General features: G+C 61.0%; 25 protein-coding genes and 1 pseudogene. 14 read left to right on the forward strand and 12 right to left on the reverse strand.

The genetic code is table 11. The features are described 5' to 3' along the window. The first annotated feature begins 82 nt into the window (after positions 1-82). A complete protein-coding gene (locus OZ428_RS26745; RefSeq protein ID WP_033896335.1) occupies positions 83-1537 on the forward strand; it encodes a TrkH family potassium uptake protein in 1455 nt (484 codons plus the stop codon). On the opposite strand, the gene OZ428_RS26750 is transcribed toward OZ428_RS26745, so the two are convergent. Further along, positions 1494-2552, reverse strand: coding sequence for an AraC family transcriptional regulator (locus OZ428_RS26750; protein WP_269131850.1), 1059 nt, complete (start codon positions 2550-2552; stop codon positions 1494-1496). The genes OZ428_RS26745 and OZ428_RS26750 overlap by 44 nt on opposite strands. Before the next feature lie 160 nt (positions 2553-2712). Between OZ428_RS26750 and OZ428_RS26755 the strand changes: the two genes are divergently transcribed. From OZ428_RS26755 to OZ428_RS26765, 3 genes are all read left to right on the forward strand, one after another. Beyond that, the gene (locus tag OZ428_RS26755) at positions 2713-3024 is read left to right on the forward strand and encodes a DUF962 domain-containing protein (RefSeq protein WP_015885568.1); all 312 of its coding nucleotides are present in this window, start codon (positions 2713-2715) and stop codon (positions 3022-3024) included. A gap of 350 nt (positions 3025-3374) precedes the next feature. Beyond that, positions 3375-3557, forward strand: coding sequence for a hypothetical protein (locus OZ428_RS26760; protein WP_269131851.1), 183 nt, complete (start codon positions 3375-3377; stop codon positions 3555-3557). A gap of 104 nt (positions 3558-3661) precedes the next feature. Further along, positions 3662-4858: an MFS transporter gene (locus OZ428_RS26765; protein ID WP_269131852.1), complete on the forward strand. Its 1197-nt coding sequence runs from the start codon at positions 3662-3664 to the stop codon at positions 4856-4858. Here the strand turns inward: OZ428_RS26765 and arfB are convergent. From arfB to OZ428_RS26780, 3 genes are all read right to left on the reverse strand, one after another. Further along, positions 4855-5268, reverse strand: coding sequence for an alternative ribosome rescue aminoacyl-tRNA hydrolase ArfB (gene arfB, locus OZ428_RS26770; protein WP_017737978.1), 414 nt, complete (start codon positions 5266-5268; stop codon positions 4855-4857). The two genes, OZ428_RS26765 and arfB, sit on opposite strands and share 4 nt — an antisense overlap. Positions 5269-5280: 12 nt before the next feature. Beyond that, positions 5281-5964 (reverse strand): pentapeptide repeat-containing protein, encoded by a 684-nt coding sequence (locus OZ428_RS26775; protein ID WP_269131853.1) that lies wholly within the window; start codon positions 5962-5964, stop codon positions 5281-5283. A gap of 100 nt (positions 5965-6064) precedes the next feature. Further along, positions 6065-7486 carry an amino acid permease gene (locus OZ428_RS26780; RefSeq protein ID WP_269131854.1) on the reverse strand — a complete coding sequence of 474 codons (1422 nt, stop codon included), beginning with the start codon at positions 7484-7486 and terminating at the stop codon, positions 6065-6067. A 638-nt stretch (positions 7487-8124) separates the two neighbouring features. Between OZ428_RS26780 and OZ428_RS26785 the strand changes: the two genes are divergently transcribed. Next, a complete protein-coding gene (locus OZ428_RS26785; protein WP_003175756.1) occupies positions 8125-8262 on the forward strand; it encodes a hypothetical protein in 138 nt (45 codons plus the stop codon). 73 nt (positions 8263-8335) lie between these two features. Next, positions 8336-9295: a leucyl aminopeptidase gene (locus OZ428_RS26790; RefSeq protein WP_269131855.1), complete on the forward strand. Its 960-nt coding sequence runs from the start codon at positions 8336-8338 to the stop codon at positions 9293-9295. Between the two features lie 60 nt (positions 9296-9355). Here OZ428_RS26790 and rluB read toward each other — a convergent pair. The 6 genes and pseudogenes from rluB to OZ428_RS26820 all read right to left on the reverse strand — a co-directional run bounded on the left by rluB (position 9356) and on the right by OZ428_RS26820 (position 14211). After that, positions 9356-10566: pseudogene (gene rluB / locus OZ428_RS26795) on the reverse strand (23S rRNA pseudouridine(2605) synthase RluB). Positions 10567-10710: 144 nt separating this feature from the next. Beyond that, on the reverse strand, positions 10711-10902 hold the full coding sequence (locus OZ428_RS26800; RefSeq protein WP_033896343.1) for a DUF1289 domain-containing protein: 192 nt from the start codon (positions 10900-10902) through the stop codon (positions 10711-10713). Positions 10903-10934: 32 nt separating this feature from the next. Then, positions 10935-11873 carry an SMC-Scp complex subunit ScpB gene (gene scpB / locus OZ428_RS26805; protein WP_269131856.1) on the reverse strand — a complete coding sequence of 313 codons (939 nt, stop codon included), beginning with the start codon at positions 11871-11873 and terminating at the stop codon, positions 10935-10937. Positions 11874-11885: 12 nt separating this feature from the next. After that, a complete protein-coding gene (locus tag OZ428_RS26810; protein WP_177053511.1) occupies positions 11886-12584 on the reverse strand; it encodes a segregation and condensation protein A in 699 nt (232 codons plus the stop codon). A gap of 120 nt (positions 12585-12704) precedes the next feature. After that, positions 12705-13334, reverse strand: coding sequence for an L-threonylcarbamoyladenylate synthase (locus OZ428_RS26815; protein ID WP_033896346.1), 630 nt, complete (start codon positions 13332-13334; stop codon positions 12705-12707). A 13-nt stretch (positions 13335-13347) separates the two neighbouring features. After that, on the reverse strand, positions 13348-14211 hold the full coding sequence (locus OZ428_RS26820) for a PHP domain-containing protein (protein WP_269131857.1): 864 nt from the start codon (positions 14209-14211) through the stop codon (positions 13348-13350). Between the two features lie 87 nt (positions 14212-14298). Between OZ428_RS26820 and OZ428_RS26825 the strand changes: the two genes are divergently transcribed. From OZ428_RS26825 to OZ428_RS26855, 7 genes are all read left to right on the forward strand, one after another. Next, the gene (locus tag OZ428_RS26825) at positions 14299-14895 is read left to right on the forward strand and encodes a septation protein A (protein ID WP_269131858.1); all 597 of its coding nucleotides are present in this window, start codon (positions 14299-14301) and stop codon (positions 14893-14895) included. A gap of 1 nt (position 14896) precedes the next feature. Next, on the forward strand, positions 14897-15196 hold the full coding sequence (locus tag OZ428_RS26830) for a YciI family protein (RefSeq protein WP_015885584.1): 300 nt from the start codon (positions 14897-14899) through the stop codon (positions 15194-15196). A 106-nt stretch (positions 15197-15302) separates the two neighbouring features. Then, positions 15303-15710: a translation initiation factor 2 gene (locus tag OZ428_RS26835; protein WP_269131859.1), complete on the forward strand. Its 408-nt coding sequence runs from the start codon at positions 15303-15305 to the stop codon at positions 15708-15710. Between the two features lie 7 nt (positions 15711-15717). Continuing rightward, positions 15718-16395: a response regulator transcription factor gene (locus tag OZ428_RS26840; protein WP_003193803.1), complete on the forward strand. Its 678-nt coding sequence runs from the start codon at positions 15718-15720 to the stop codon at positions 16393-16395. Positions 16396-16540: 145 nt separating this feature from the next. Then, positions 16541-17005, forward strand: a complete 465-nt coding sequence (locus OZ428_RS26845; RefSeq protein WP_016975427.1) for an LTXXQ domain-containing protein — start codon at positions 16541-16543, stop codon at positions 17003-17005. Positions 17006-17073: 68 nt separating this feature from the next. Continuing rightward, entirely contained in the window at positions 17074-18417 is a 1344-nt protein-coding gene (locus tag OZ428_RS26850) for a sensor histidine kinase (RefSeq protein WP_269131860.1), read from the forward strand. A gap of 40 nt (positions 18418-18457) precedes the next feature. Further along, positions 18458-19807 carry a CoA transferase gene (locus tag OZ428_RS26855; RefSeq protein WP_269131861.1) on the forward strand — a complete coding sequence of 450 codons (1350 nt, stop codon included), beginning with the start codon at positions 18458-18460 and terminating at the stop codon, positions 19805-19807. Here OZ428_RS26855 and OZ428_RS26860 read toward each other — a convergent pair whose 3' ends face one another. Both OZ428_RS26860 and arcD (OZ428_RS26865) read right to left on the reverse strand, forming a co-directional pair. Continuing rightward, positions 19808-20671 (reverse strand): DNA-3-methyladenine glycosylase family protein, encoded by an 864-nt coding sequence (locus OZ428_RS26860; protein ID WP_269131862.1) that lies wholly within the window; start codon positions 20669-20671, stop codon positions 19808-19810. It lies immediately after the preceding gene. After that, positions 20668-22095 carry an arginine-ornithine antiporter gene (arcD, locus tag OZ428_RS26865; protein ID WP_095017422.1) on the reverse strand — a complete coding sequence of 476 codons (1428 nt, stop codon included), beginning with the start codon at positions 22093-22095 and terminating at the stop codon, positions 20668-20670. Before arcD (OZ428_RS26865) ends, OZ428_RS26860 begins: the two co-directional genes overlap by 4 nt. Before the next feature lie 447 nt (positions 22096-22542). Between arcD (OZ428_RS26865) and arcD (OZ428_RS26870) the strand changes: the two genes are divergently transcribed. Then, the gene (gene arcD, locus OZ428_RS26870) at positions 22543-23970 is read left to right on the forward strand and encodes an arginine-ornithine antiporter (RefSeq protein WP_038851585.1); all 1428 of its coding nucleotides are present in this window, start codon (positions 22543-22545) and stop codon (positions 23968-23970) included. Positions 23971-23984 lie beyond the last annotated feature (14 nt).

Raw genomic sequence — 23984 nt, forward strand, 5'->3', positions numbered from 1 at the left:
TCGGGTCGCCTTTTTCATGGGCGGTTTACATGCCCTGCACCCCAGGTAGAATGGCGCCTCTGCCCTATCTCGAGCGAATTTCATGGCGTTGCCGACCCTGCGCATCATCGGTTTCATCATCGGCATCTTCCTGATCACCCTCGCGATCGCGATGGTCGTGCCCATGGCCACCCTGGTGATCTTCGAACGCACCAGCGACCTGCCCTCCTTCCTGTGGGCCAGCATGATCACCTTCATCGCCGGCCTGGCGCTGGTGATCCCCGGTCGTCCCGAGCATGTGCACCTGCGCCCGCGCGACATGTACCTGCTGACCGTCAGCAGTTGGGTGGTGGTGTGTATCTTTGCCGCGCTGCCATTCCTGCTGACCCAGCACATCAGCTACACCGATTCGTTTTTCGAAAGCATGTCCGGCATTACCGCCACCGGCTCCACGGTGTTGAGCGGCCTGGACGCGATGTCGCCGGGTATATTGATGTGGCGTTCGCTGCTGCACTGGCTCGGCGGTATCGGCTTTATCGGCATGGCGGTAGCGATCCTGCCGCTGCTGCGCATTGGTGGCATGCGCCTGTTCCAGACCGAATCCTCGGACCGTTCGGAAAAGGTCATGCCCCGCTCGCACATGGTGGCGCGGCTGATCGTGGCGGCCTACGTGGGCATCACCATCCTCGGCAGCCTGGCGTTCTGGTGGGCCGGCATGGGCTTGTTCGATGCGATCAACCATGCGATGTCAGCGATTTCCACCGGCGGGTTCTCCACCTCCGATGAATCCCTGGCGCACTGGAAACAACCGGCGGTGCACTGGGTAGCCGTGGTGGTGATGATCCTCGGCAGCTTGCCGTTTACCCTGTATGTGGCCACCTTGCGCGGTAACCGCCGGGCGTTGATCAAGGACCAGCAGGTCCAAGGCCTGCTCGGTTTGTTGCTGGTGACCTGGCTGGTATTGGGCACCTGGTACTGGTGGACCACCAACCTGCACTGGCTGGACGCGCTGCGTCATGTGGCGCTGAACGTCACGTCGGTGGTGACGACCACAGGGTTTGCACTGGGGGACTACAGCCTGTGGGGCAATTTCTCACTGATGCTGTTCTTCTACCTCGGCTTTATCGGCGGCTGTTCGGGCTCGACGGCCGGCGGGATCAAGATCTTCCGCTTCCAGGTTGCGTATATCCTGCTCAAGGCCAACTTGAACCAGCTGATTCACCCGCGCGCGGTGATCAAGCAGAAGTACAACGGCCACCGTCTCGACGAAGAGATCGTACGGTCGATCCTGACCTTTTCGTTCTTCTTCGCCATCACCATCTGCGCCATCGCCCTGGCCTTGTCGCTGCTTGGCCTGGACTGGATGACCGCCTTGACCGGCGCCGCGAGTACCGTTTCGGGCGTGGGCCCGGGCCTGGGCGAAACCATTGGACCGGCGGGCAATTTCGCCAGCCTGCCGGATGCGGCCAAGTGGATCCTGTCACTGGGCATGCTACTCGGCCGGCTGGAGATCATTACGGTCTTTGTTCTGTGTATTCCGGCGTTTTGGCGTCACTGACGCTCGACGCGACCAACAACCGCGCCCGGTATTCGCCGGGCGTGACATCGAACCAGCGACGAAACGCGCGGAAGAAGTTGCTCGGGTCGGCAAAGCCCAACAGGTAGGCAATTTCCAGCAGGGTCATGCTGGGTTGCGCCAGGTATTGCTCGGCCAGTTCACGGCGGGTGTCATCGAGCAGGGTCTGGAAGCTCGTGCCCTCCTCCTGCAAACGCCGCTGCAAAGTGCGCTGGGACAAGTGCAAGGTCTGGGCCACCACTTCACGCTTGGGCTCGCCCTGGGGCAACAGGCGGCACAACACCTGCCGCGCCTTGTGGGTCACGCGGCTTTCCGAGAAGCGCGCCAGGTATTCACCGGCAAAGCGGTCATGCAGCAAGGCCATGGCCTCGTTGGCCGTGGGCAGCGGCGCATCCATGTCGGCCCGCTCGAAAATCAGCGCGTCGTAGGGTGCATTGAACTCCAGCGGCGCATGGAAGGCTTGTTTGTACGGGGCCAGGTCCGTCGGTTGCTCACCTTGCAGCACCACCTTGCGCGGCTGCAGCGTGCGGCCGGTCAGCCAGCCGCACAGGGCCAAGGCACTGGCCAGCGAGGCTTCGGCGCTTTGCCGGGTAGGCGGCAGGTGGTCACCGTGTACCGTCAGAATCAGCGCATAACCTTCGGGGATCAGTCGGAAACTCAGGTCGGCACTTTCAGCGATGATCCGCTGGTAGCGCACCAGCCGCATAAAACCTTCGGCCAGGGTGTTACTGGACATCAATGCATAACCGGCCACATGAAAGGACGCCGGACGCACCACTTTGCCCATGTTCAGGCCGATTGCCGGGTTACCCGACAGCTCCACCGCGCGCTGCCACAGGCGGGTCATGGAGTCCTGCGGAAACCGCGCATCGGGATCGCTCAGGGCGGCGTAGTCGAGGCCGAGCTGCTTGAACAAGGCGCGGCAATCCAGGCCGTCCATTTCCAATGCCTTGACTATCCCCATCGCCCAGCTTGCAGAAGTTGTTCGTTCGCTCATGGCGTCTTCTTAATAAAGCAGGCTCAAACGGCAGCCAGGAAGCCAAGGATACTAAAGTGGCATCTATTGTCACTGGCTGTTACCACTGATCACTCTAGACTCAAATAAGCTCCCCGCCGAACATCTGTTGGGCGGCATAACAATCAAAGGGCCGGTTACCGTGGAAAACGTCAAGCGATTCAATAGCTTTGCTGAGTTTTACCCTTATTACCTGAGCGAACACGCCAACAGCACCTGCCGGCGCCTGCACTTTATCGGCACCACGCTGGTCATCGGCATTTTGGCGTACGCCATCGGCAGAGGGTCGCTGGGCTTACTGATCGCCTTGCCCATTGCCGGTTACAGCTTTGCCTGGATCGGCCATTTCTTCTTCGAAAAGAACCGTCCGGCGACCTTTCAGCACCCGTTCTATAGCCTGTTGGGGGATTTTGTGATGTACCGCGACATGATCCTGGGCAAGGTGCCGTTCTAGCCGAACGACCGTTTAAACGATGAAAGTTCATCCATCTGCCGACATTAAAATCTTTTTGTCATTTGCAGTGCTGTATCCTGCCAAGGCTTTTTGAGAGCGCGGAATCACCTGCGATTGAAAAAACAGACCTTGCGAGGAGCGACGACGATGCACGAGATACCTAATCTCCCCTTCCCAAGCCTGCACCCTACAGAGCAGCCAACACCGCAGCAGGCCAGTGATAAACAGCCTGAGGCCAAAGAAGCAAAACCAGTCGACAGCGAAAGCCAGGACTGACGCCGTACCAGACCGTGTGGAAAGCGCAGCTTTGAGCGCTTTCCACACTGCCTGAACCCATCGAGACGCCCGCCATGACCGATACCCTCCCCGACAACCCGGATACCGCTGTACTCGACGCGGCCTTGCAGATGGTCGAGATCTGGAACCGCCTCAGCGCCGACAAACAAGCGATGCTGCTCAAGCGTTTCGGCACCCAGGAAAACGCCCTGGCCGCCCTGGTCACCACCCAATTGCTGGCCCCTGCCCAAGCCTGACGTCTTTCTGAGCGGAGGTTTTTGCGTTTTACCGCCCTGCGCAAGCCAAACCACCGGTATCATTAGCAGCCTATCTTTACCTGCCGCGACAGTGGACCTTTCCCATGCCCGATACCCAGCGCCCCATGGCGGTCACGCTGCAAGTTGTTTCCATCGTGTTGTTCACCTTCATTGGCTACCTGAATATCGGCATTCCCTTGGCCGTGTTGCCGGGCTATGTCCACAGTGAGCTGGGTTACGGCGCGGTGGTTGCCGGCCTGGTGATCAGCGTGCAATACCTGGCTACCCTGCTCAGCCGCCCGTATGCGGGCAAAATCATCGACAACCTGGGCAGCAAGCGCGCCGTGCTGATCGGCCTGGCGGGCTGCGGCCTGAGCGGTGTGTTCATGCTGCTCGCGGCGTGGTTTTCCAGCATGCCGGCCTTGAGCCTGGGTAGCCTGTTGATCGGCCGCCTGGTCCTTGGCAGCGCGGAAAGCCTGGTAGGTTCGGGCGCCATCGGCTGGGGCATCGGACGGGTCGGTGCGCAGAACACCGCCAAGGTGATTTCCTGGAACGGCATCGCCAGCTACGGCGCGCTGGCCGTCGGCGCGCCACTGGGCGTGTTGCTGGTAAGAAATTTCGGGCTGTGGAGCATGGGCGTTAGCATTATCTTGCTGGCCATCGTCGGCCTGCTGCTGGCCTGGAACAAAGTCGCCGCCCCGATTGTTGCCGGCGTGCGCCTGCCCTTCATGAATGTGCTGGGCCGCGTATTGCCCCATGGCTGTGCCTTGGCGCTGGGCTCCATCGGCTTTGGCACCATCGCCACCTTCATCACCTTGTATTACACCACCCAGCACTGGGATAACGCGGTGTGGGCCCTGAGCCTGTTCGGCGCCAGCTTTATCGGCGCACGGTTGTTGTTCGGCAACCTGATCAACCGGATCGGCGGCTTTCGCGTGGCGATTGCCTGCCTGTCGGTGGAAATCCTCGGCTTGCTGCTGTTATGGCTGGCACCGGACGCCAACCTGGCCTTGGCCGGCGCGGCGTTGAGCGGCTTTGGCTTTTCCCTGGTGTTCCCGGCGCTCGGGGTGGAGGCCGTCAACCTGGTGCCGGCATCCAGCCGAGGTTCGGCGGTGGGCGCCTACTCGCTGTTTATCGACCTGTCGCTGGGCATCACCGGACCGCTCGCCGGGGCCGTGGCAGCCGGCTTCGGCTTTGCGTCGATCTTCCTCTTCGCCGCCCTTGCAGCCCTGGGTGGTTTGCTGCTGAGCCTGTACCTGTACCGTCAGGCACCCAAGGCCCGTGAGGCACGTGGCGACTAGAAGTCGACCTTGCCGCGCCCGGCCTTGATGCTGCCGCGCTTGGTCTTGGATTCAAGCCGGCGCTTTTTCGAGCCCAGGGTCGGCTTGGTCGGGCGGCGTTTTTTCTCCACCTTGGTGGCGCTGAGGATCAATTCCACCAGACGCTCCAACGCATCCGCGCGGTTCTGCTCCTGGGTCCGGTATTGCTGGGCCTTGAGTACCAGCACGCCTTCACTGGTGATGCGACTGTCGCGTAGCGCCAACAAGCGCTCCTTGTAGAACTCCGGCAGCGACGACGCCGGGATATCAAATCGCAGGTGCACGGCACTCGACACCTTGTTGACGTTCTGTCCACCAGCGCCCTGGGCGCGAATGGCGGTCAGCTCGATCTCGGCGTCGGGCAGCTGCACATTGTTGGAAATCACCAGCATCAATCAAAAACCTTAAGCAACGGACAAGCCCAACTCGGACAACAACATCGACGCCTGGGCTTTGGAAATCACGGCGCCTTTGAACAGTTTGGCATCATTCAGGCGAAACCCGCTTAAATCCGCCCCCCGCAAGTCGGCGCCAGCAAAATTGGCACCGTTGATACGGGCGTGGGCCAGGCTACAGTCGATCAGCTCGGCCTTGCGAAAGTCGGCATCCGACAAATCGCTGTCGGAGAAATCCAGGTTATTCAGCACGGTACGGGCAAACGACAGCCCGGACAAGAAGGCGCTGTTCAACCGCGTTTCGCTGAAGCTCAAGCCCAGCGAGGCGCAATGGGTGAAATTGGCGCCGGTCAACTTACAGTGCTCAAAGCTCGCCTGGGACAGCTTGCTGCGCTGCCAGCGGGTGTTGTTCAGATCGCAGCTGTGGAAGTGCGCTTCCAACAGGTTCGCCGCTTCGAAAATGGCGAGGCTGGCGCGGCAGCTTTTCCACTGCGTGCCTTCCAGCCGCGAACCGAGAAAGGTGGTCTGGACCAGGATGCAGCGCTCGAACACCCAATGATCCAAGGCCATGCGCGACAGATCAGCGCCGCTCAAATCCACTCCGATCAGACGCAAGGGGCCGCCATGCTGGTCGATCAGGCCTTCCAGCTCATCGCGCTGCAAGGCGCCGCCGTCGATGTCGGTGTGTTGCATGGGGCCTCCAGGCACGCTGAAAAAACGAGGGGCGATTCTACCCTGCCCCTGCACACAAAAAACCCGGCACGGCGCCGGGTTTTCTGTTTGAGGAAAGGTCCTACTCCAGAACCGTCCCCGTTGTGCCCATGGCTGCGCGGGCACTGCGCTTGTTCTTGACCCAGTAACACACCGCCATAAACGCCACCCACACCGGGATCGCGTACACCGACACCTGGATCCCCGGAATCATCAGCATGATCACCAGGATAAACACCACGAACGCCAGGCACACATAGTTACCGTACGGGTACCACAACGCCTTGAACAGCGGCACCTGGCCGGTGCGGTTCATGTGTTGGCGGAACTTGAAGTGGGAGAAGCTGATCATCGCCCAGTTGATCACCAGCGTGGCCACTACCAGCGACATCAGCAGTTCCAGCGCGTGTTGCGGGATCAGGTAGTTCATCAACACCGCCACCAGGGTGATAGCCGCCGACGCGAGGATGGAGCGTACCGGTACGCCGCGCTTGTCGATCTTCGCCAAGGCCTTGGGCGCATCCCCCTGCTCGGCCATCCCCAACAGCATGCGGCTATTGCAGTAGGTGCCGCTGTTGTACACCGACAGCGCGGCGGTCAGGACCACAAAGTTGAGGATATGCGCAGCGGTGTTGCTGCCCAGCATCGAGAACACCTGCACGAACGGGCTGCCGCTGTAGGCGTCCCCGGAGGCGTTGAGGGTGGTGAGCAGGCTGTCCCATGGGGTCAGCGACAGCAGTACGACCAGCGCACCGATGTAGAAAATCAGGATGCGATAGATCACCTGGTTGATCGCTTTCGGGATCACAATGCGTGGCTGGTCCGCTTCAGCGGCGGTAAAGCCGAGCATTTCCAGGCCGCCGAAGGAGAACATGATGATTGCCATGGCCATCACCAACCCGCCGACGCCATGGGGGAAGAAACCGCCGTGCTCCCACAGGTTGGTCACCGAGGCCTGTGGCCCACCGCTGCCGCTGACCAGCAAATAACTGCCCAAGGCGATCATGCCGACGATGGCCACCACCTTGATGATGGCGAACCAGAACTCGGCTTCACCGAAGACTTTGACGTTGGCCAAGTTGATCAGGTTGATCAGCACGAAGAACGCTGCGGCCGAGACCCAGGTCGGGATCTCCGGCCACCAGTAGTGCACGTACTTGCCGACGGCCGTCAGCTCCGACATGCCCACCAGAATGTACAGGATCCAGCAGTTCCAGCCCGACAGGAACCCGGCGAAACCGCCCCAGTACTTGTGGGCAAAGTGGCTGAAGGAGCCGGCGACCGGCTCTTCGACGATCATTTCGCCGAGCTGGCGCATGATCATGAAGGCAATGAAGCCGCAGATGGCATAGCCCAGGATCATCGACGGGCCAGCGGATTTGAGCACCCCGGCCGAACCGAGGAACAGGCCGGTGCCGATGGCGCCACCCAGGGCGATCAACTGGATATGCCGGTTTTTCAGGCCGCGTTTCAGCTCGCCTGAAGAGGAAGGGGGAACACTCATGAAAAGGCTCTCACGCAAGGTTTGATGATGTTGAATGCAGGTTGCTGCCTTGAATTACCGACTCAAGCAGCGCCGCTCAAACCCCAGCGCAGGCACCAGGAGTACAGCGTCTTTCTAATGGTCATGCGTCACCTGTTTGTTTTTATCTGTGACGAAATCGAACCCGTCCGGCTCGTGGCCAGGCGGAGTGATCAGGGTGGGTAAACCCTGGGGTCTTGGCCTTTTGCGTGGTTACGCAAGGGGGTCACAGTAAAACGCGGCGGATTGTACACCGCTCGCCAGCTTGGGGGCGCCCTCGAGAGACGAGTGCGACGATCTGTCAGGTAATCCTTACAGGGCCGGGTCAGCCAATAATGTCGCCATTTACTCGTAAATTAATCGTTACAGCACGGAAAATTAACGTTACAGCCGTGATCTTAAGGAAAATTGTCGCTCGGAAATTTCCTACAATTTAGCCTGCGTAGTTCCCTGAATTTGCTAAAGAAAAATTCAAACACAAAAAACAGAAAAAAAAATCCAAATGAAACCGTGTCAATAAAAATTTTGCATTTTGAAACACTCTCTCCTAGGTTCTTCCCACTTGCCAGCGAAGCCCGTTGGCAAGCCGTTCTCAAACAACGTCCTCTAGGAGATACACCATGCAAGCACTGGAAAACGACCTGGAAACCGAACTGCAACTCGACGATTGGTTTGAAGCGCCGACCCATGAGGCCGCCGTTGAAATGATGCAAGCCGATGCCGTTGTGCCGTTCGGCACCGCGATGTGGCCATTCTAAATATCGGCAGGCATCCGGCAGGTGCTGTGCACGGCATCTGCCTCCTTACCCAAGGCACAGAAGGAAACACGTCATGGACAAGGCCCGCGCCGTCGAACACTTTCTCTACTACCTCGCGCACCACCCGGCCCTCAATGGCCTGAGTCGCCCCACCGTGCTGCTGGGCCATACCGAGCGCTACGACGCCATCGCCCAGGCGATCACCCACAGCAGCGCCGCCCGCTTCAACTTCCAGGTGCAGCGCCTGGACCTCGCCGCCAGCGACACCCTGGCCGAGGCCATCGAAGCCTGCGACCTCTACCTGTTTCTCTACGACTCTTCCACCCTGCCCAACCCTCGCGCCGAAGGCCCGGACTTTATCCGCGCCCTGCAGGGTGTGATGGCCGAACACTGGAAAAAATCCCTGCTGTTCAAGGACTACGGCGACTACTTCTACGACACCTTCAGTGTCGAGCCCCAGCGTATTGCCGACCTCAATGCCACGCTGATCCGGCGCATGTCCCAGGCCACGGTGCTGAGCTTTACCGACAAGCACGGCTCACGCCTGGAAGCGCCGATGAGCAGCATCAAGAAGTGGACCAATATCAACGGCATCGGCAACCACGACCTGGCCCCTGGCGAGATCGCCACCCACAGTGAAGCCATCAATGGCCAAGTGAGGTTTGTCGGCACCTTTCTCAGCACCATCCCGTTTGCGCGTAAATATGGCGTGCTGGCATCACCGCTGGAGTTGTGGATCGAGAACTCGACCATCTGCAGCGTGGCCAGTGACGTGCCAGGGCTGGCGGAGGATTTCAACAAGTACCTGAATGCCAATCCGTCGAATCGACGCGTCGAGGAACTGGGGATTGGCACCAATGAAGGCGTGAAGGATCTGTATGCGCGCAATGCCGGGTTCGAGGAGCGCCATTGCGGATTGCACCTGGGTTTGGGCGGCGGGCAGAAAGGCAGTCATCACTTGGATTTGATCTTTGCCAGCGGGGTGTTGGCGTTGGATGACAAGCCAGTGTTTGATGGGACTTTTGCGTTCTGACAAATGCTGTGCATAAAAAAACGCCAACCCGAGGGTTGGCGTTTTTGTGCAGCCCTTACATCACTGCGGCTTCTTACGACCAAAACCAGGACGCTGACCCGAACCGGCCGGGGCGCCACGGCGCTTGCCCGACGGCTCGTCCGCGACCAGTTTCGGGCCTGGGCGCTTGTTCGCCGACGGCTTGGCTGGACGCTTGGTGCTGGCGTTATCGGCCGGGCGATCCGCTTCACCCCGGTTGCTGCGGCCACCGGTAAGGCCGGGCGCGGTGCACGTGGCGCACGTTCACCTTCCTGGCGCGATGGCGCGGTTGGGCGACGCTCACCTTCGATCTGCGGCTCACGCGAGATACGACCGCCGGTTGCCGGTGCATTCAGCGCCGGGCGCAGGGTGCGGGCCACACGCTCGGTACGTGCCACAGGACGCGACGATTTGCGCTGCATACGCTCAAGCTTGTCTTTGCTCTTGGCGTTCATCTGCGGCATCGCGACCGGCGTCAGGCCGACTTCGGCACTGAGGATGTCGACTTCGTACTGGCTCATTTCGCGCCAGCGGCCCATCGGCAGGTCGGAGTTCAGGAACACCGGACCGAAACGCACGCGCTTCAGACGGCTGACCACCAGGCCCTGAGATTCCCACAGGCGACGCACTTCACGGTTACGCCCTTCCATCACCACGCAGTGGTACCAGTGGTTGAAACCTTCGCCGCCTGGCGCCTGCTTGATGTCGGTGAACTTGGCCGGGCCGTCTTCCAGCACCACGCCCGCCTTGAGGCGCTCGATCATCTCGTCATCGACTTCGCCACGTACACGCACGGCGTATTCGCGGTCCATCTCGTAGGACGGGTGCATCAGGCGGTTGGCCAGTTCACCGTCAGTGGTGAACATCAGCAAGCCGGTGGTGTTGATGTCCAGACGTCCGATGTTGATCCAACGGCCTTCTTTCGGCTTGGGCATCTTGTCGAACACGGTTGGACGGCCTTCCGGGTCGTCACGGGTGCAGATCTCGCCGTCCGGCTTGTTGTACATGATCACGCGGCGCACCGATTCGGCGGCCTCTTCACGCTTGATGACCTTGCCATCAATGGTGATTGCATCGTGCAGGTCGACGCGCTGGCCGAGGGTGGCCTCGACGCCGTTGACCTTGATGCGCTTCTGGGTGATCCAGGCTTCGACATCGCGGCGCGAGCCCACGCCGATACGCGCCAGCACCTTTTGCAGTTTTTCGCCTGCTGGGCCGATTTCCTGGCTGTCGTTCTGGTCTTTGTCGTTCATCTTAAGCACCTCCCGGTGGGTCGATTCAGGCGTGGCCTGAAGAGTGTTGAAAGCGGGGCTTTGGCCGAATAGCTCGGCAAAGGGTCGCGAATCATACGCGCATGGTGCGCGTTGCGCATCAGAGACTAGTCGATAACACCCTAATCATTTGCTTTTCCGCCGACCGGTGGCACCCAGGGCCAGCAATCGGAGTTCGGCTTCGGCCAGGACCGTGCGTTTGTCGGCCTTGTCGAGCTTCTTCCAGGCGCGGATCTCGCGCTTGCTGCGGCCACAGCCGACGCAGATGTCGGCGTTGAATTTGCAGAGGCTGATGCAAGGGTCTTTGGTGGAACTCATGGGCAATCCTTTTTAAGGACAGTCAGATTGCGTCAGTCTTCGAACTGGCGACGCTCGGCTTCGATGGCTTCTGCCAGGGCGCGGGCTTCGTCTTCCTCGTCGCTCAGGGGCGGTTGTTCGAGAGCGGCGACGGCGGCGAGGAGTTTTTCGCGTGCTTCAGCCACGCCAAGGATGTCTTCCTCCGGTTCTGGCTCTGGTTCTGCTTCGAGTTCAGGCTCACCCTCAACGTTCGGTTGAGTTTCAGGTTCGGCGGCACCGTCACGCAGCAGGTCATCAAAGTCGGTCTTGATGCCCTGCTCCATGTCGTCCAATTCCAGCAGCAACGTATGGAAACTGGTCTCGTCCTTCGGCTCTTCCGGCTCGGCGCTGGCATCGGCCAATTCCTGCAGGCCCGCGGGGACGGGCGCGTCGTCAAAATCGAGCACCGGCTCGGCTTCCATCTCGCGCAGTTCGGCCAGCGGCGGCAAATCGTCGAGGTTCTTCAGGTTGAAATGGTCGAGAAACACCTTGGTGGTGGCGAACATCGCCGGTTTGCCGGGCACGTCACGGTAGCCGACGATGCGGATCCACTCGCGCTCCAGCAAGGTCTTGACGATATGGCTGTTGACCGCCACGCCCCGCACGTCTTCGATCTCGCCCCGCGTAATCGGCTGGCGATAGGCGATCAGCGCCATGGTCTCCAGCATCGCCCGCGAATAACGTTGCGGACGCTCTTCCCACAAACGGCCGACCCACGGGGAAAACTTCTCACGGATCTGCAGGCGGTAACCCGACGCCACTTCGCGCAATTCAAAGGCGCGGCCATCGCAGGATTTGCGCAGGATCTCCAGCGCCTTCTTGAACACCGGAGGCTCAGGGCGCTCGGCTTCTTCAAAGAGTTCGAACAGGCGTTCCAGGGATTGCGGCTTACCTGAGGCCAGTAGGAAGGCTTCCAGCAGCGGCGCCAGTTCGCGGGGTTCAGTCAGATTCATCGATTCAGCTCTTTATTCGGCTCGCGCCCGCACGTGGATAGCCGCAAAAGGCTCATTCTGGACCAGCTCGACCAAGGACTCCTTGACCAATTCGAGGATCGCCATAAAGGTCACCACTACGCCCAGGCGCCCTTCTTCTTTAGTAAACAGTTCTACAAAAGGCACAAAACCACCGCCCTTCAGGCGCTCCAGCACATCGCTCATGCGCTCGCGAGTCGACAACGCCTCGCGGCTGACCTGGTGGCTTTCAAACATATCGCCCCGGCGCAGCACCTCGGCCATGGACATCAGCAACTCTTCCAGGCTCACGTCCGGCAGCAGCTTGCGTGCGCGGGCTTCGGGGGCGTCGAGCTTGGGCACTACTACGTCGCGGCCCACCCGGCTCAAGCCGTCGATGCCTTCGGCGGCGGCCTTGAAGCGTTCGTACTCTTGCAGGCGGCGGATCAGCTCGGCGCGCGGGTCGTCTTCTTCGGCTTCCACCGTTTCCGAACGCGGCAGCAGCATGCGCGACTTGATCTCGGCGAGCATGGCGGCCATCACCAGGTATTCGGCGGCCAATTCCAGACGTACCGATTGCATCAACTCGACATAGCCCATGTACTGGCGGGTGATTTCCGCCACCGGAATGTCGAGGATGTTGATGTTCTGTTTACGGATCAGGTACAGCAGCAAGTCCAGCGGACCCTCGAACGCTTCAAGGAAGACTTCCAGGGCGTCCGGGGGAATGTACAGATCCAGCGGCATTTCCATGACCGCCTGGCCATACACCATGGCAAACGGCAGTTCCTGCTGGGCGCCCGCCTGGGGATCCACGGTTTCCACGGCTGACATTCAGGCCTCGACCATGAACGGGGCCGGGTCGCCGCAACCCACGCGGATCACCTCGGGCTCACCGTCGGCCAGGTTGATCACGGTGGAGGCCTTGTTGCCGCCGTAGCCGCCGTCGATGATCAGGTCGACCTGTTTTTCCAGCAATTGACGCATTTCGTAGGGGTCGTACAGCGGCTCATCTTCACCCGGCATGATCAGCGACACACTCATCAAGGGCTCACCCAACTCTTCGAGCAGCGCCAGGGCGATGGGATGTTCCGGCACCCGCAGGCCGATGGTGCGCTTCTTGGGGTGCAACAGCAGTCGCGGCACTTCGCGGGTGGCGTTGAGAATAAAGGTGTAGGGCCCCGGCGTGTGCGCCTTGAGCAGGCGGAACGTGCCGGTGTCGACCTTGGCGAACAACCCAAGCTGGGACAGGTCGCTGCAGATCAGCGCGAAGTTGTGCTTGTCGTCCAGCTGGCGCAGGCGTCTTACACGCTCGACTGCGCCCTTGTCGCCGATCTGGCAACCGATGGCGTAGGACGAATCAGTCGGGTAGATCACCACGCCGCCGGCGCGAATGATCTCGACGGCCTGTTTGATCAGGCGCGCCTGGGGGTTTTCCGGATGAATCTGGAAGAATTGACTCACGTGTTCTACCTGTTCAGACGGTGGCAGTAATGGGGTCATGCTTGAATCGCCCCGACAAGAGCGGCAGGTCTTCGGGTACCTGGCGATACTCGCCGATTTCGGACCACCCACCTGGGCCATGAAAATCACTGCCGGCGCTGACCAGCAGACCAAATTCGCGGGCAAGGATCGCCAGGCTGCCGACCTGTTCGGCGGGTTGATGCCCATTGACCACTTCGATCGCGTGGCCGCCCGCTCCAATATAGTCGCTGATCAGCTTGCGGCGCTTGCTGCGGGTGAAATCGTAATGCCAGGGATGCGCCAGGCTCACCCAGGCGCCGGCGGCACGCAGGGTCCCGACCGTGTCTTCCAGGGTCGGCCAGTGTTGCTTCACATCCCCCAGCTTGCCGGCGCCCAGCCATTTGCGGAAGGCTTCGGCGCGGTCTTTGACAAAACCTTCACGCACCATCCAGTCGGCAAAGTGCGGCCGCGCCGGTGCATTGCCGCTGTCGCCCAGTTCCTGCTGAATGGCGCGGGCGCCGTCGAGGGCGTTCGGCATGCCTTTAAGGCTGAGCTTGCGGCTTATTTCTTCGGACCGCAGCCAGCGGCCATCGTGCAAATCGGCGATGGCCTGGACCAACGGCGGGGCTTGCTGATCGAAGCCGTAGCCGAGCACATGAATGGTGGCGCCGCCCCAGGTGCAGGACAATTCCACGCCGTTGACCAGTTGCATGCCCAATGAATGCGCGGTTTCGCGGGCTTCGTCGAGGCCTTCGAGGGTGTCGTGGTCGGTCAACGCCAGGACTCGCACGCCTTTTTCAAACGCACGCGCAACCAGTGCCGCGGGCGCCAGGGCGCCGTCGGAGGCCGTGCTGTGGCAGTGCAAATCAACATTCACGGGGATGTGTAACCTCAAGTCAGCTGGCGCTTTCGCTACCAAGGATGTTTGTTATTATGCCGCCACATCCAGCTTCTGGCTCTTACTGTGAAACAATTCATCGACTTCATCCCGCTGTTGCTGTTTTTCATCGTTACCAAACTCGACCCCAGGGTCATCGATATCGCCGGTCACCCGGTGTCGTTCGGGGGTATCTACAGCGCCACCGCCGTCCTGATCATCAGCTCTATCGTCGTCTACGGCGCTATCTTCATCTCCCAGCGCAAGCTGGAAAAAAGCCAATGGCTGACCCTGGTTGCCTGCCTGGTATTCGGCGGCCTGACCCTGGCCTTCCACAGCGAAACCTTCCTCAAATGGAAAGCGCCGGTGGTGAACTGGCTGTTCGCGCTGGTGTTTACCGGCAGTCACTTCATCGGTGACCGCCTGCTGATCAAGCGGATCATGGGCCATGCGTTGACACTGCCGGAGCCGGTTTGGACACGCTTGAACGTGGCCTGGATCGTGTTCTTCCTGTTCTGCGGCGCCGCCAACCTGTTCGTGGCCTTTACCTTCCAGGATTACTGGGTCGACTTCAAAGTGTTCGGCAGCCTGGCCATGACCGTGCTGTTCCTGGTGGGCCAGGGCATCTACCTGTCGCGCCACCTGCATGACGTTGCCCCTACCACGCCTAAAACCGAGGACTGACATGCTCTACGCCATCATTGCCACCGACGTGGCCAATTCGCTGGAAAAACGCCTGAGCGTACGTCCGGCCCATGTCGAGCGCCTCAAGCAGCTGCAGGCCGAAGGCCGTATCGTGCTGGCCGGCCCGCACCCTGCGGTAGACAGCAACGACCCAGGCGATGCCGGTTTCACCGGTAGCCTGATCGTCGCTGAGTTCGCCTCCCTGGCCGACGCCCAGGCCTGGGCCAAGGCTGATCCTTACGTGGCGGCCGGCGTTTACGCTGACGTCGTGATCAAGCCGTTCAAGCAAGTCTTGCCTTGATAACGGCCGCGCCGGACCTAATCGGTTCGGCGTATGCCTAATTGCTCATTATTCTCGGTACCCTGCCGACAACGTTCTGAATATTCGTGTGGAATCAGGAGTTCCGATGCGCTTACGTCAGTTGTGTCTGTTGGCAGTGGTAATGATCGGGGCTACGGCCCACGCTGAAGAAACCTCGAACACCGGCAGTTCCACGCCCCTGTCCTTGAGTGCCGGCGCCCAGATCTCCGAGTTGCAGCAACGTTTGAAAGAAAGCGAACGCCAGCGTGAAGAACTGAGCAAGCAACTGCAAAACGCAGATGCTACCCGCGAAAGCGCCCAATTGAGTCGCCTTCGCCAAGAGAACCAACGCCTGGCCCAGCAACTCAAAGATACACAGGGCGGCGCCTTGACACGCTGGCTGACCGAGCAACAACAGTGGTTCGTCACCGGTGGGGCCGTCGCACTGATCGCCCTGCTGTGCGGGATCTTCGCCAGCGGGGGGCACCGTCGCCGTCGACAATGGCTAAATTGAGTGAGTCATGAGCGAGCTGTTACTGATAGATGATGACCAGGAGCTCTGTGAGCTGCTGACCAGTTGGTTGAGCCAGGAAGGCTTTCAGGTGCGCGCCTGCCATGACGGCTTGAGTGCGCGCAAAGCCTTGGCCGACAGCGCCCCGGCTGCGGTGGTGCTCGACGTGATGCTGCCCGACGGCAGTGGCCTTGAGCTGCTCAAGCAGTTGCGCAACGACCACCCGGAACTGCCGGTGCTGATGCTCTCGGCCCGCGGCGAACCGCTGGACCGCATCCTCGGCCTCGAACTGGGCGCCGACGATTACCTGGCCAAGCCCTGCGACCCACGCGAGCTGACCGCCCGCCTGCGTGCCGTATTGCGCCGCAGCCATCCGGCCGCCGTGTCGACCCAGCTGGAATTGGGCGACCTGTGCTTCAGCCCGGTGCGCGGCGTGGTCAGCATCGACGAGCAGGAGTTCGCCCTCACCGTTTCCGAAAGCCGCCTGCTGGAAGCGCTGCTGCGTCAGCCCGGCGAACCGCTGGACAAACAGGAACTGGCGCAGATCGCCCTGGGCCGCAAGCTGACCCTTTACGATCGCAGCCTGGACATGCACGTCAGCAACCTGCGCAAAAAAATCGGCCCACACCCGGATGGCCGGCCACGGATCGTGGCGTTGCGTAGCCGGGGCTACTATTACAGCCTTTGAAATCGGGAGCCCTGGGCTCCTGGTTTTGTCAGCTCCCCCCCAAATCGTCTTTACCCAAGCTTTACCCACACCTGACCGCCGCTGACCTTGATCTCCGTAATCTACTCACATCCGGACTCACCGGAATAGAGACAGGAGAATCACCATGCGCAAGACCCTTATCGCTTTGATGTTCGCCGCTGCCCTGCCCACCGTTGCCATGGCGGCAATGCCTGAAGGCCCAGGCCCGATGGGCGGCCCGGAAGGCCACATGATGGGTGGCCCGGGCCACGGCGGTGAACACGGTCCGCGTGGCAAAGGCGGCCCTTTCAGCCAACTGGACCTGAGCAAGGAACAGCGCCAGCAGATCGGCAAGTTGATGGGCGACCAATGGCACGCTCGCAAAGACCTGACCAAGAAGTACTTGGACAAATTGCCAGCCGCTGACCAGAAAGCCATGCAGGATGAAATCGCCGCCGGCAAGCAGAAAACCCAGGCGGACATTCGTGCAGTGCTCAAGCCTGACCAGCAGAAGAAATTCGACGAGATCGTCAAGCAGCAGGAACAGCGTCGCGCCGAATGGAAGGAATTCCAGGCCTGGAAAGCGCAACAGCCGCAAAAAGCGCAATAATGCACCCGCGTTAACGCTCCCAGCCCAGTGGCCACCGCCACTGGGCTTTTCCTGTTTGAGGGTTTCCTGTGCGTTCATTGTTCTGGCGCATCCTGGCCAGTTTCTGGCTGGCCATCGCCTTGGTTGCCGGGTTGTCGATCCTGCTTGGGCACATGCTCAATCAAGATGCCTGGATTCTCAGCCGTCACCCCGGCCTCAGTAACCTGGCCGAAGAGTGGACCCAGCTCTACGAAGCCCAGGGCGAGGACGCAGCCCAGGACTTGCTGCAACAGCGCAAACGCCAGTACCACATCGACGTACAAGTGCTGAATGAAAGCGGCGAGCCGGTGGTGCGCGGCACCTTCCCGCGCCGCGCCGCCGCCTTCGAAGCGCGCCAGAATGACAGCCAGGACGGTCACCTGCCGTGGCGTCGCCTGACCGCCGAGTACACCAGCGACAAGACCGGCGACACCTACCTGCTGATCTACCGCATTCCCCACCCGGAACTCGACGCCTGGCACCGCAGCAGCCTTTTGTGGCCGTTGAGCGCGCTGGCGATTGCGCTGGTAGTGCTGACCCTGTTCAGCCTGCTGGTGACGCTGTCCATCACCCGCCCCCTCAGCCGTTTACGCGGCGCGGTACACGACCTTGGCCAAGCCACCTATCAGCAAAACAGCCTGGCGCGCCTGGCCAACCGTCGCGATGAATTCGGCGTGCTGGCCACCGATTTCAACCGCATGGGCGCCCGCCTGCAAAGCCTGATCGGCAGCCAGCGCCAGTTGCTGCGCGACGTGTCCCACGAACTGCGCTCACCGTTGGCACGCTTGCGTATCGCCCTGGCGTTGGCCGAACGCGCCAGCCCCGAAGAGCGGGAAAAACTCTGGCCGCGCCTGACCCGCGAGTGCGACCGTCTGGAAGCCTTGATCAGTGAAATTCTGGTACTGGCCCGCGTTGATGCCGACAACGCCAGCGCCGAAGAAGTCGACCTCACCGTCTTGCTCAAAACCTTGCAAAAAGACGCCCAGCTCGGCGCGCCGGACCAGGTGGTGCAACTGAACGCCGACACCGACCTGCACCTGAAGGGCTGGCCGACCATGATCGAACGTGCGGTGGATAACCTGCTGCGCAATGCCCAGCGCTTCAATCCGCAGGGCCAGCCGATCGAACTGCACGCCCAGCGTCAGGGTGACCGGATCCTGATCAGCGTGCGCGACCACGGTCCCGGAGTTGACGCCGAACACTTGAGCCAGCTGGGCGAACCCTTCTACCGCGCCCCCGGCCAGACCGCACAAGGCCATGGCCTCGGCCTGGCGATTGCGCGTCGCGCCGCCGAGCGCCATGGCGGCAGCTTGATCCTAGCCAACCATCCCGACGGCGGTTTTGTTGCCAGCATCGACCTGCCGTTGGAACCAGGGGTTGTCACACCGGCCTGATGATCTTCTATAGTGGCCCTTCTCTTACGGAGGGCCTTTGATGACTGACCTGCTGACTCCCATCCAAGCCGCACTCGCTCTACCACAAACACCACTGACCTTTACCGAAGCCGGCGCCCTGCCCTCGACTTTCGCCGTGACTGAGCTGGCCAGCGCCAGCATCGGTGCCGCTGGCCAGGCCGTGGCCCAACTGATCCAGCAACAGACCGGGCGCCTTCCCAGCGTCAGCGTGGACCGGCGCCTCGCCTCGTTCTGGTTTTCGTCTTCTATCCGCCCGGTAGGCTGGGAAACACCGCCGCTGTGGGACCCGGTGGCCGGCGACTATGCCAGCACCGATGGCTGGATTCGCCTGCACACCAACGCGCCTCATCACCGCGCGGCGGCCGAGCGTGTGCTGGGCAAGGTGACCGACCGGGCCGAAATGGCCGCCAAGGTTGCCAAATGGAATGCCGCCGAACTGGAACAGGCGATTGTCGATGAGGGCGGTTGCGCCGCGCAGATGCGCGACTGGCAAGCCTGGCAGGCCCACCCCCAAGGGTTGGCGGTGAATGCCGAAGAACTGGTGCAGCGCCAGACCTTTGCAACCACCACCGACAAGCCCTGGCTGGGCTCGGTTGCACGGCCACTGGCGGGCCTCAAGGTATTGGACCTGACTCGCGTGTTGGCCGGCCCCGTCGCCAGCCGCTTTCTCGCAGGCCTGGGCGCTGATGTGCTGCGCATCGACTCGCCCACCTGGAACGAACCCGGCGTAGTACCGGAAATGACCCTGGGCAAACGCTGCGCCCGTCTGGATCTGAAAAGCCCGGAAGGCCGCCAGGTTTTCGAAGGCCTGCTCAAGGAAGCTGACATCCTGTTCCATGGTTACCGCGCCGATGCCCTGGAACAGTTGGGTTACACCGCCGATGGACTGCAAACCCTCGCCCCCGGCCTGATCGACGTGAGCCTCAACGCCTACGGCTGGAGCGGCCCGTGGCGCAACCGTCGGGGTTTCGACAGCCTGGTGCAGATGAGCAGCGGAATCGCCGCCGCCGGCATGGCCTGGAAACAGTCGAACAAACCAGTGCCGCTGCCGTTGCAGGCGCTGGATCACGCCACCGGGTATTTGATGGCGGCCAGTGCGATTCAAGCATTGAGCGAACGGTTGACGTCCGGGCGTGGTGGCGCGGCGCGGTTGTCATTGGCGCGAACGGCGAGCTTGTTGGTGGAGGCTGGACAAGTGCCGGAGCAACCCGCGTTACGCGCCGAAGCGCCAACGGATCAAGGCGTATTGGTGGAACAGACAGCCTGGGGTCAGGCACATCGATTATTACCGCCGGTGACCATCAGCGGCACGCCGTTACAGTGGGATTTGCCGGCTGGGGAATTGGGATCACACCGACCCCAGTGGTGATCAGTCCACCCGTTGCAACGACGTCCACAAGTGCTGCGCCGCATACGCCCTGAGCGGTCGCCAAGCCTCAGCCCGCGCCAGCAACTGGCGTGGGCTCACCGGCCCACCTTCCAACGCCACCAGCGCATTGATCAACCCGATATCCCCCGAGGCAAACGCATCCGCCTCGCGCATCTGACGCATGGCGATGTACTGCGCGGTCCAGTCGCCAATGCCCGGCAACGCCACCAAGCGCGCCACGCCGGCCTTGAGGTTGGCCTGGGGTTCGAACAAGTGAGGATCATCCAGCAACGCCTGGGCCACACCCGACAAGGTCCGCCCACGCGCCTTGGGCATGCCCAGCGTCGCCAGGTCAGCCGCCGCCAACACCTCGGCGGTGGGAAACACATGGGTGATACCGGCGTGCGGGGTTTCCAGTGGCTGGCCGTATTGCGTCACCAACTTGCCCGCCAGACGAATCGCGGCCACCACAGTGATTTGCTGGCCCAGCACCGCGCGAATCGCCAGTTCCAGGCCATCCCAGGTGCCCGGCACACGCAGGCCCGGACGCGCCGCAACCAGTTGCGCCATCAAGGGGTCCGTCGCCAGTTGCAGGTTGATCAACTGGGGGTGGGCGTCCAGATCAAACATAGCGCGCAGGCGACGCTCGATCTCAGGCAAAGCCGCCGCTTCTGGAAAATCCACCTCCACGTCGAGCCAATCGCCATCCCCCCTTGCCACACTGATCCAGCCCTGCTGCCCGCCGAGGCGGATACTGCGCCGGTACACGTTCGCTTCGACCGTCTCCATCCCGCCGATCGCCCGCGCCGACAGAAACCCCACCATTGCCGCCCAATCGTAGGGTGGCTGATACGCCAGTCTCACAACGACAACACCCCGCTGTACAACCCATACGCCGCCAGCCCTGCGCCTGCGATCACGCAGCTGAAAATGCCTTTTTCCATGTGGGTAAACAAGGGCTGGCCCTGTTCACGCTTGGCGAGGGCGAACAGGATCACGCCCGGCGCATACAACAACGCCGACAGCAGCAGGTATTTCAAGCCCCCGGCGTAGAGCAGCCACACCGCGTAGCCGAGGGCAATCAGGCCGACCAGCAGGTCCTTCATGCGCTGGCCGTGGGCGCCTTCATAGGTCTCGCCGCGCCCGCTCAGCAGCACCGCATAGGCGGCCGACCACAGGTAGGGCACCAGGATCATCGACGAGGCCAGATAAATCAGGGTGGTGTAGGTGCTGTGGGAAAACAGCGTGATCACCAGGAACAGCTGGATCATCACATTGGTCAGCCACAGCGCATTGACCGGCACCTGATTGACGTTTTCCTTTTTCAGGAAGGCCGGCATGGTCTTGTCATGGGCGGTGGCGTAGAGGATTTCCGCGCAGAGCAGCGCCCACGACAACAAAGCGCCGAGCAACGACACCGCGAGGCCGATGCTGATCGCCATCGCGCCCCAGGGGCCGACGATATGTTCCAGCACACCCGCCAGGGACGGGTTTTGTAATTGCGCCAGTTCCGGCTGGCTCATGATCCCCAAAGACAGCACGTTCACCAGCACCAGCAACGCCAGCACACCCAGGAAGCCGATCACCGTGGCGCGGCCCACATCCGAGCGTTTCTCAGCCCGCGCCGAGTAGACACTGGCGCCTTCGATGCCAATAAACACAAACACGGTGACCAGCATCATGTTGCGCACCTGGTCCACCACGCTGCCGATCTTCGGGTTGCCCAGGCCCCAGATATCGCGGGTGAAGATATCCGCCTTGAACGCCACGGCGGCGATCACGATGAACATCAGCAACGGCACGATCTTGGCCACGGTGGTGATCTGGTTGATGAACGCCGCCTCCTTGATTCCGCGCATCACCAGGAAATGCACGGCCCACAGCAGCAGCGACGCACAGCCGATGGCCACCGGTGTGTTGCCCTGGCCGAACACCGGAAAAAAGTAGCCGAGGGTACTAAATAGCAACACGAAATAACCCACGTTGCCCATCCAGGCGCTGATCCAGTAGCCCCAAGCCGATGAAAAACCCATGTAGTCGCCGAAACCCGCCTTGGCGTAGGCGTACACCCCCGAATCCAGCTCGGGCTTGCGGTTGGCCAAGGTCTGGAACACGAATGCCAGGGTCAACATGCCGACGGCGGTGATTGCCCAACCGATCAGCACGGCCCCCACCTCGGCGCGGGCAGCCATGTTCTGCGGCAAGGAAAAAATCCCACCGCCGATCATCGAGCCCACCACCAGGGCGATCAAGGCGCTGAGTCGAAGTTTCTGGGCCGGTTGGGACATACATACTCCTGGTCAATAACTGTTTGAGCCGACAACCGTGCACTCAACTAATTAACTCAGCGAGTGTAGCGTTTATTAGAGAAGGCGATAAAACTGACACGTTCATAACGTAATGGCATGTCGGTTATACAAGATTAGGCTTATTTAGAATTTAAATACTGCCCACGCATTGCGCTTATAGCGCTTTGGTGAAACTTCGTTCAAAAAGTTTGCACATCTGGAAATACGGTCTAGCTTCAAACGTCCACGGACCTGACTAATAGATTAACCATAAAGCGAGAGAAGCGCTCTGCAAAGCACCTCTCCGAGGATTTATATCGCCCACGAGTTTCCAGCCTAAGTCATTAATTCACAATGGAATGTGCCAATGAAGTGATCTGAGTCAGCTGTTTGAATAGCGCACGGAATTATTCTGTGGTCTCTCTTCTCCTGCATTGGAGTTATGCAATGTCTGAATCTCCCGGAAAACTTCGACTCGGCGCACTGGTTGCACTTGTCGTGGGCTCGATGATTGGCGGCGGGATCTTCTCACTGCCGCAGAACATGGCCGCCAGCGCCGACGTCGGCGCGGTGTTGATTGGTTGGGTGATTACCGCCATCGGCATGTTGACCCTCGCTTTCGTGTTCCAGACCCTCGCCAACCGCAAGCCCGACCTCGACGGCGGCGTGTATGCCTACGCCAAGGCCGGCTTCGGCGACTACATGGGTTTCTCGTCTGCCTGGGGCTACTGGATCAGTGCCTGGCTGGGCAACGTCGGTTACTTCGTGCTGCTGTTCAGCACCCTCGGTTACTTCTTCCCGCTATTTGGAGAGGGAAATACCCCTGCTGCGGTGATCGGTGCCTCGGCGCTGCTGTGGGCCGTGCATTTCCTGGTCCTGCGCGGCATCAAGGAAGCGGCGTTCATCAACCTGGTGACCACCGTCGCCAAGGTCGTACCGCTGGTGCTGTTCGTGTTGATCGCGCTGTTTGCGTTCAAGCTGGAGATCTTCACCGCTGACATCTGGGGCGTGAAAAACCCGGACCTGGGCAGTGTGATGAACCAAGTGCGCAACATGATGCTGGTCACCGTCTGGGTGTTCATCGGCATCGAAGGCGCGAGCATCTTCTCGTCCCGTGCGGAAAAACGCTCCGACGTGGGCAAGGCCACCGTGATCGGTTTTATCACCGTGCTGCTGTTCCTGATGCTGGTGAACGTGCTGTCCCTGGGCATCATGACCCAACCGGAACTGGCCAAGCTGCAAAACCCGTCGATGGCCGCCGTGCTGGAGCATGTGGTAGGCCACTGGGGCGCGGTGCTGATCAGCGTCGGCCTGATCATCTCGCTGCTCGGGGCGCTACTGTCGTGGGTGCTGCTGTGTGCGGAGATCATGTTCGCCGCCGCCAAGGACCACACCATGCCGGAGTTCCTGCGCAAGGAGAACGCCAACCATGTGCCGGTCAACGCTCTGTGGCTGACCAACGCCATGGTGCAGTTGTTCCTGGTGATCACGCTGTTTTCCGCCAGCACTTACCTGTCGCTGATCTACCTCGCCACCTCGATGATTCTGGTGCCTTACCTATGGTCGGCGGCCTACGCGCTGTTGCTGGCGGTGCGCGGCGAGACCTACGAGAACGCCCTGAAAGAGCGCAAGAAAGACCTGTTCATCGGCGCCATCGCCCTGATCTACGCGATCTGGCTGCTGTATGCCGGCGGCACCAAATACCTGCTGCTCTCCGCCCTGCTGTACGCCCCCGGCGCGATCCTGTTCGCCAAGGCCAAGCGTGAACTGGGCAAACCGATTTTCACCAACGTCGAGAAGCTGATTTTCGCCGCAGTGGTCATTGGCGCCCTGGTGGCGGCCTATGGGCTCTACGACGGCTTCCTGACCCTGTAACACCTGAATCTTTT

The sequence above is a fragment of the Pseudomonas sp. GXZC genome (assembly GCF_026967615.1).
Lineage (GTDB): Bacteria > Pseudomonadota > Gammaproteobacteria > Pseudomonadales > Pseudomonadaceae > Aquipseudomonas > Aquipseudomonas azotoformans_A.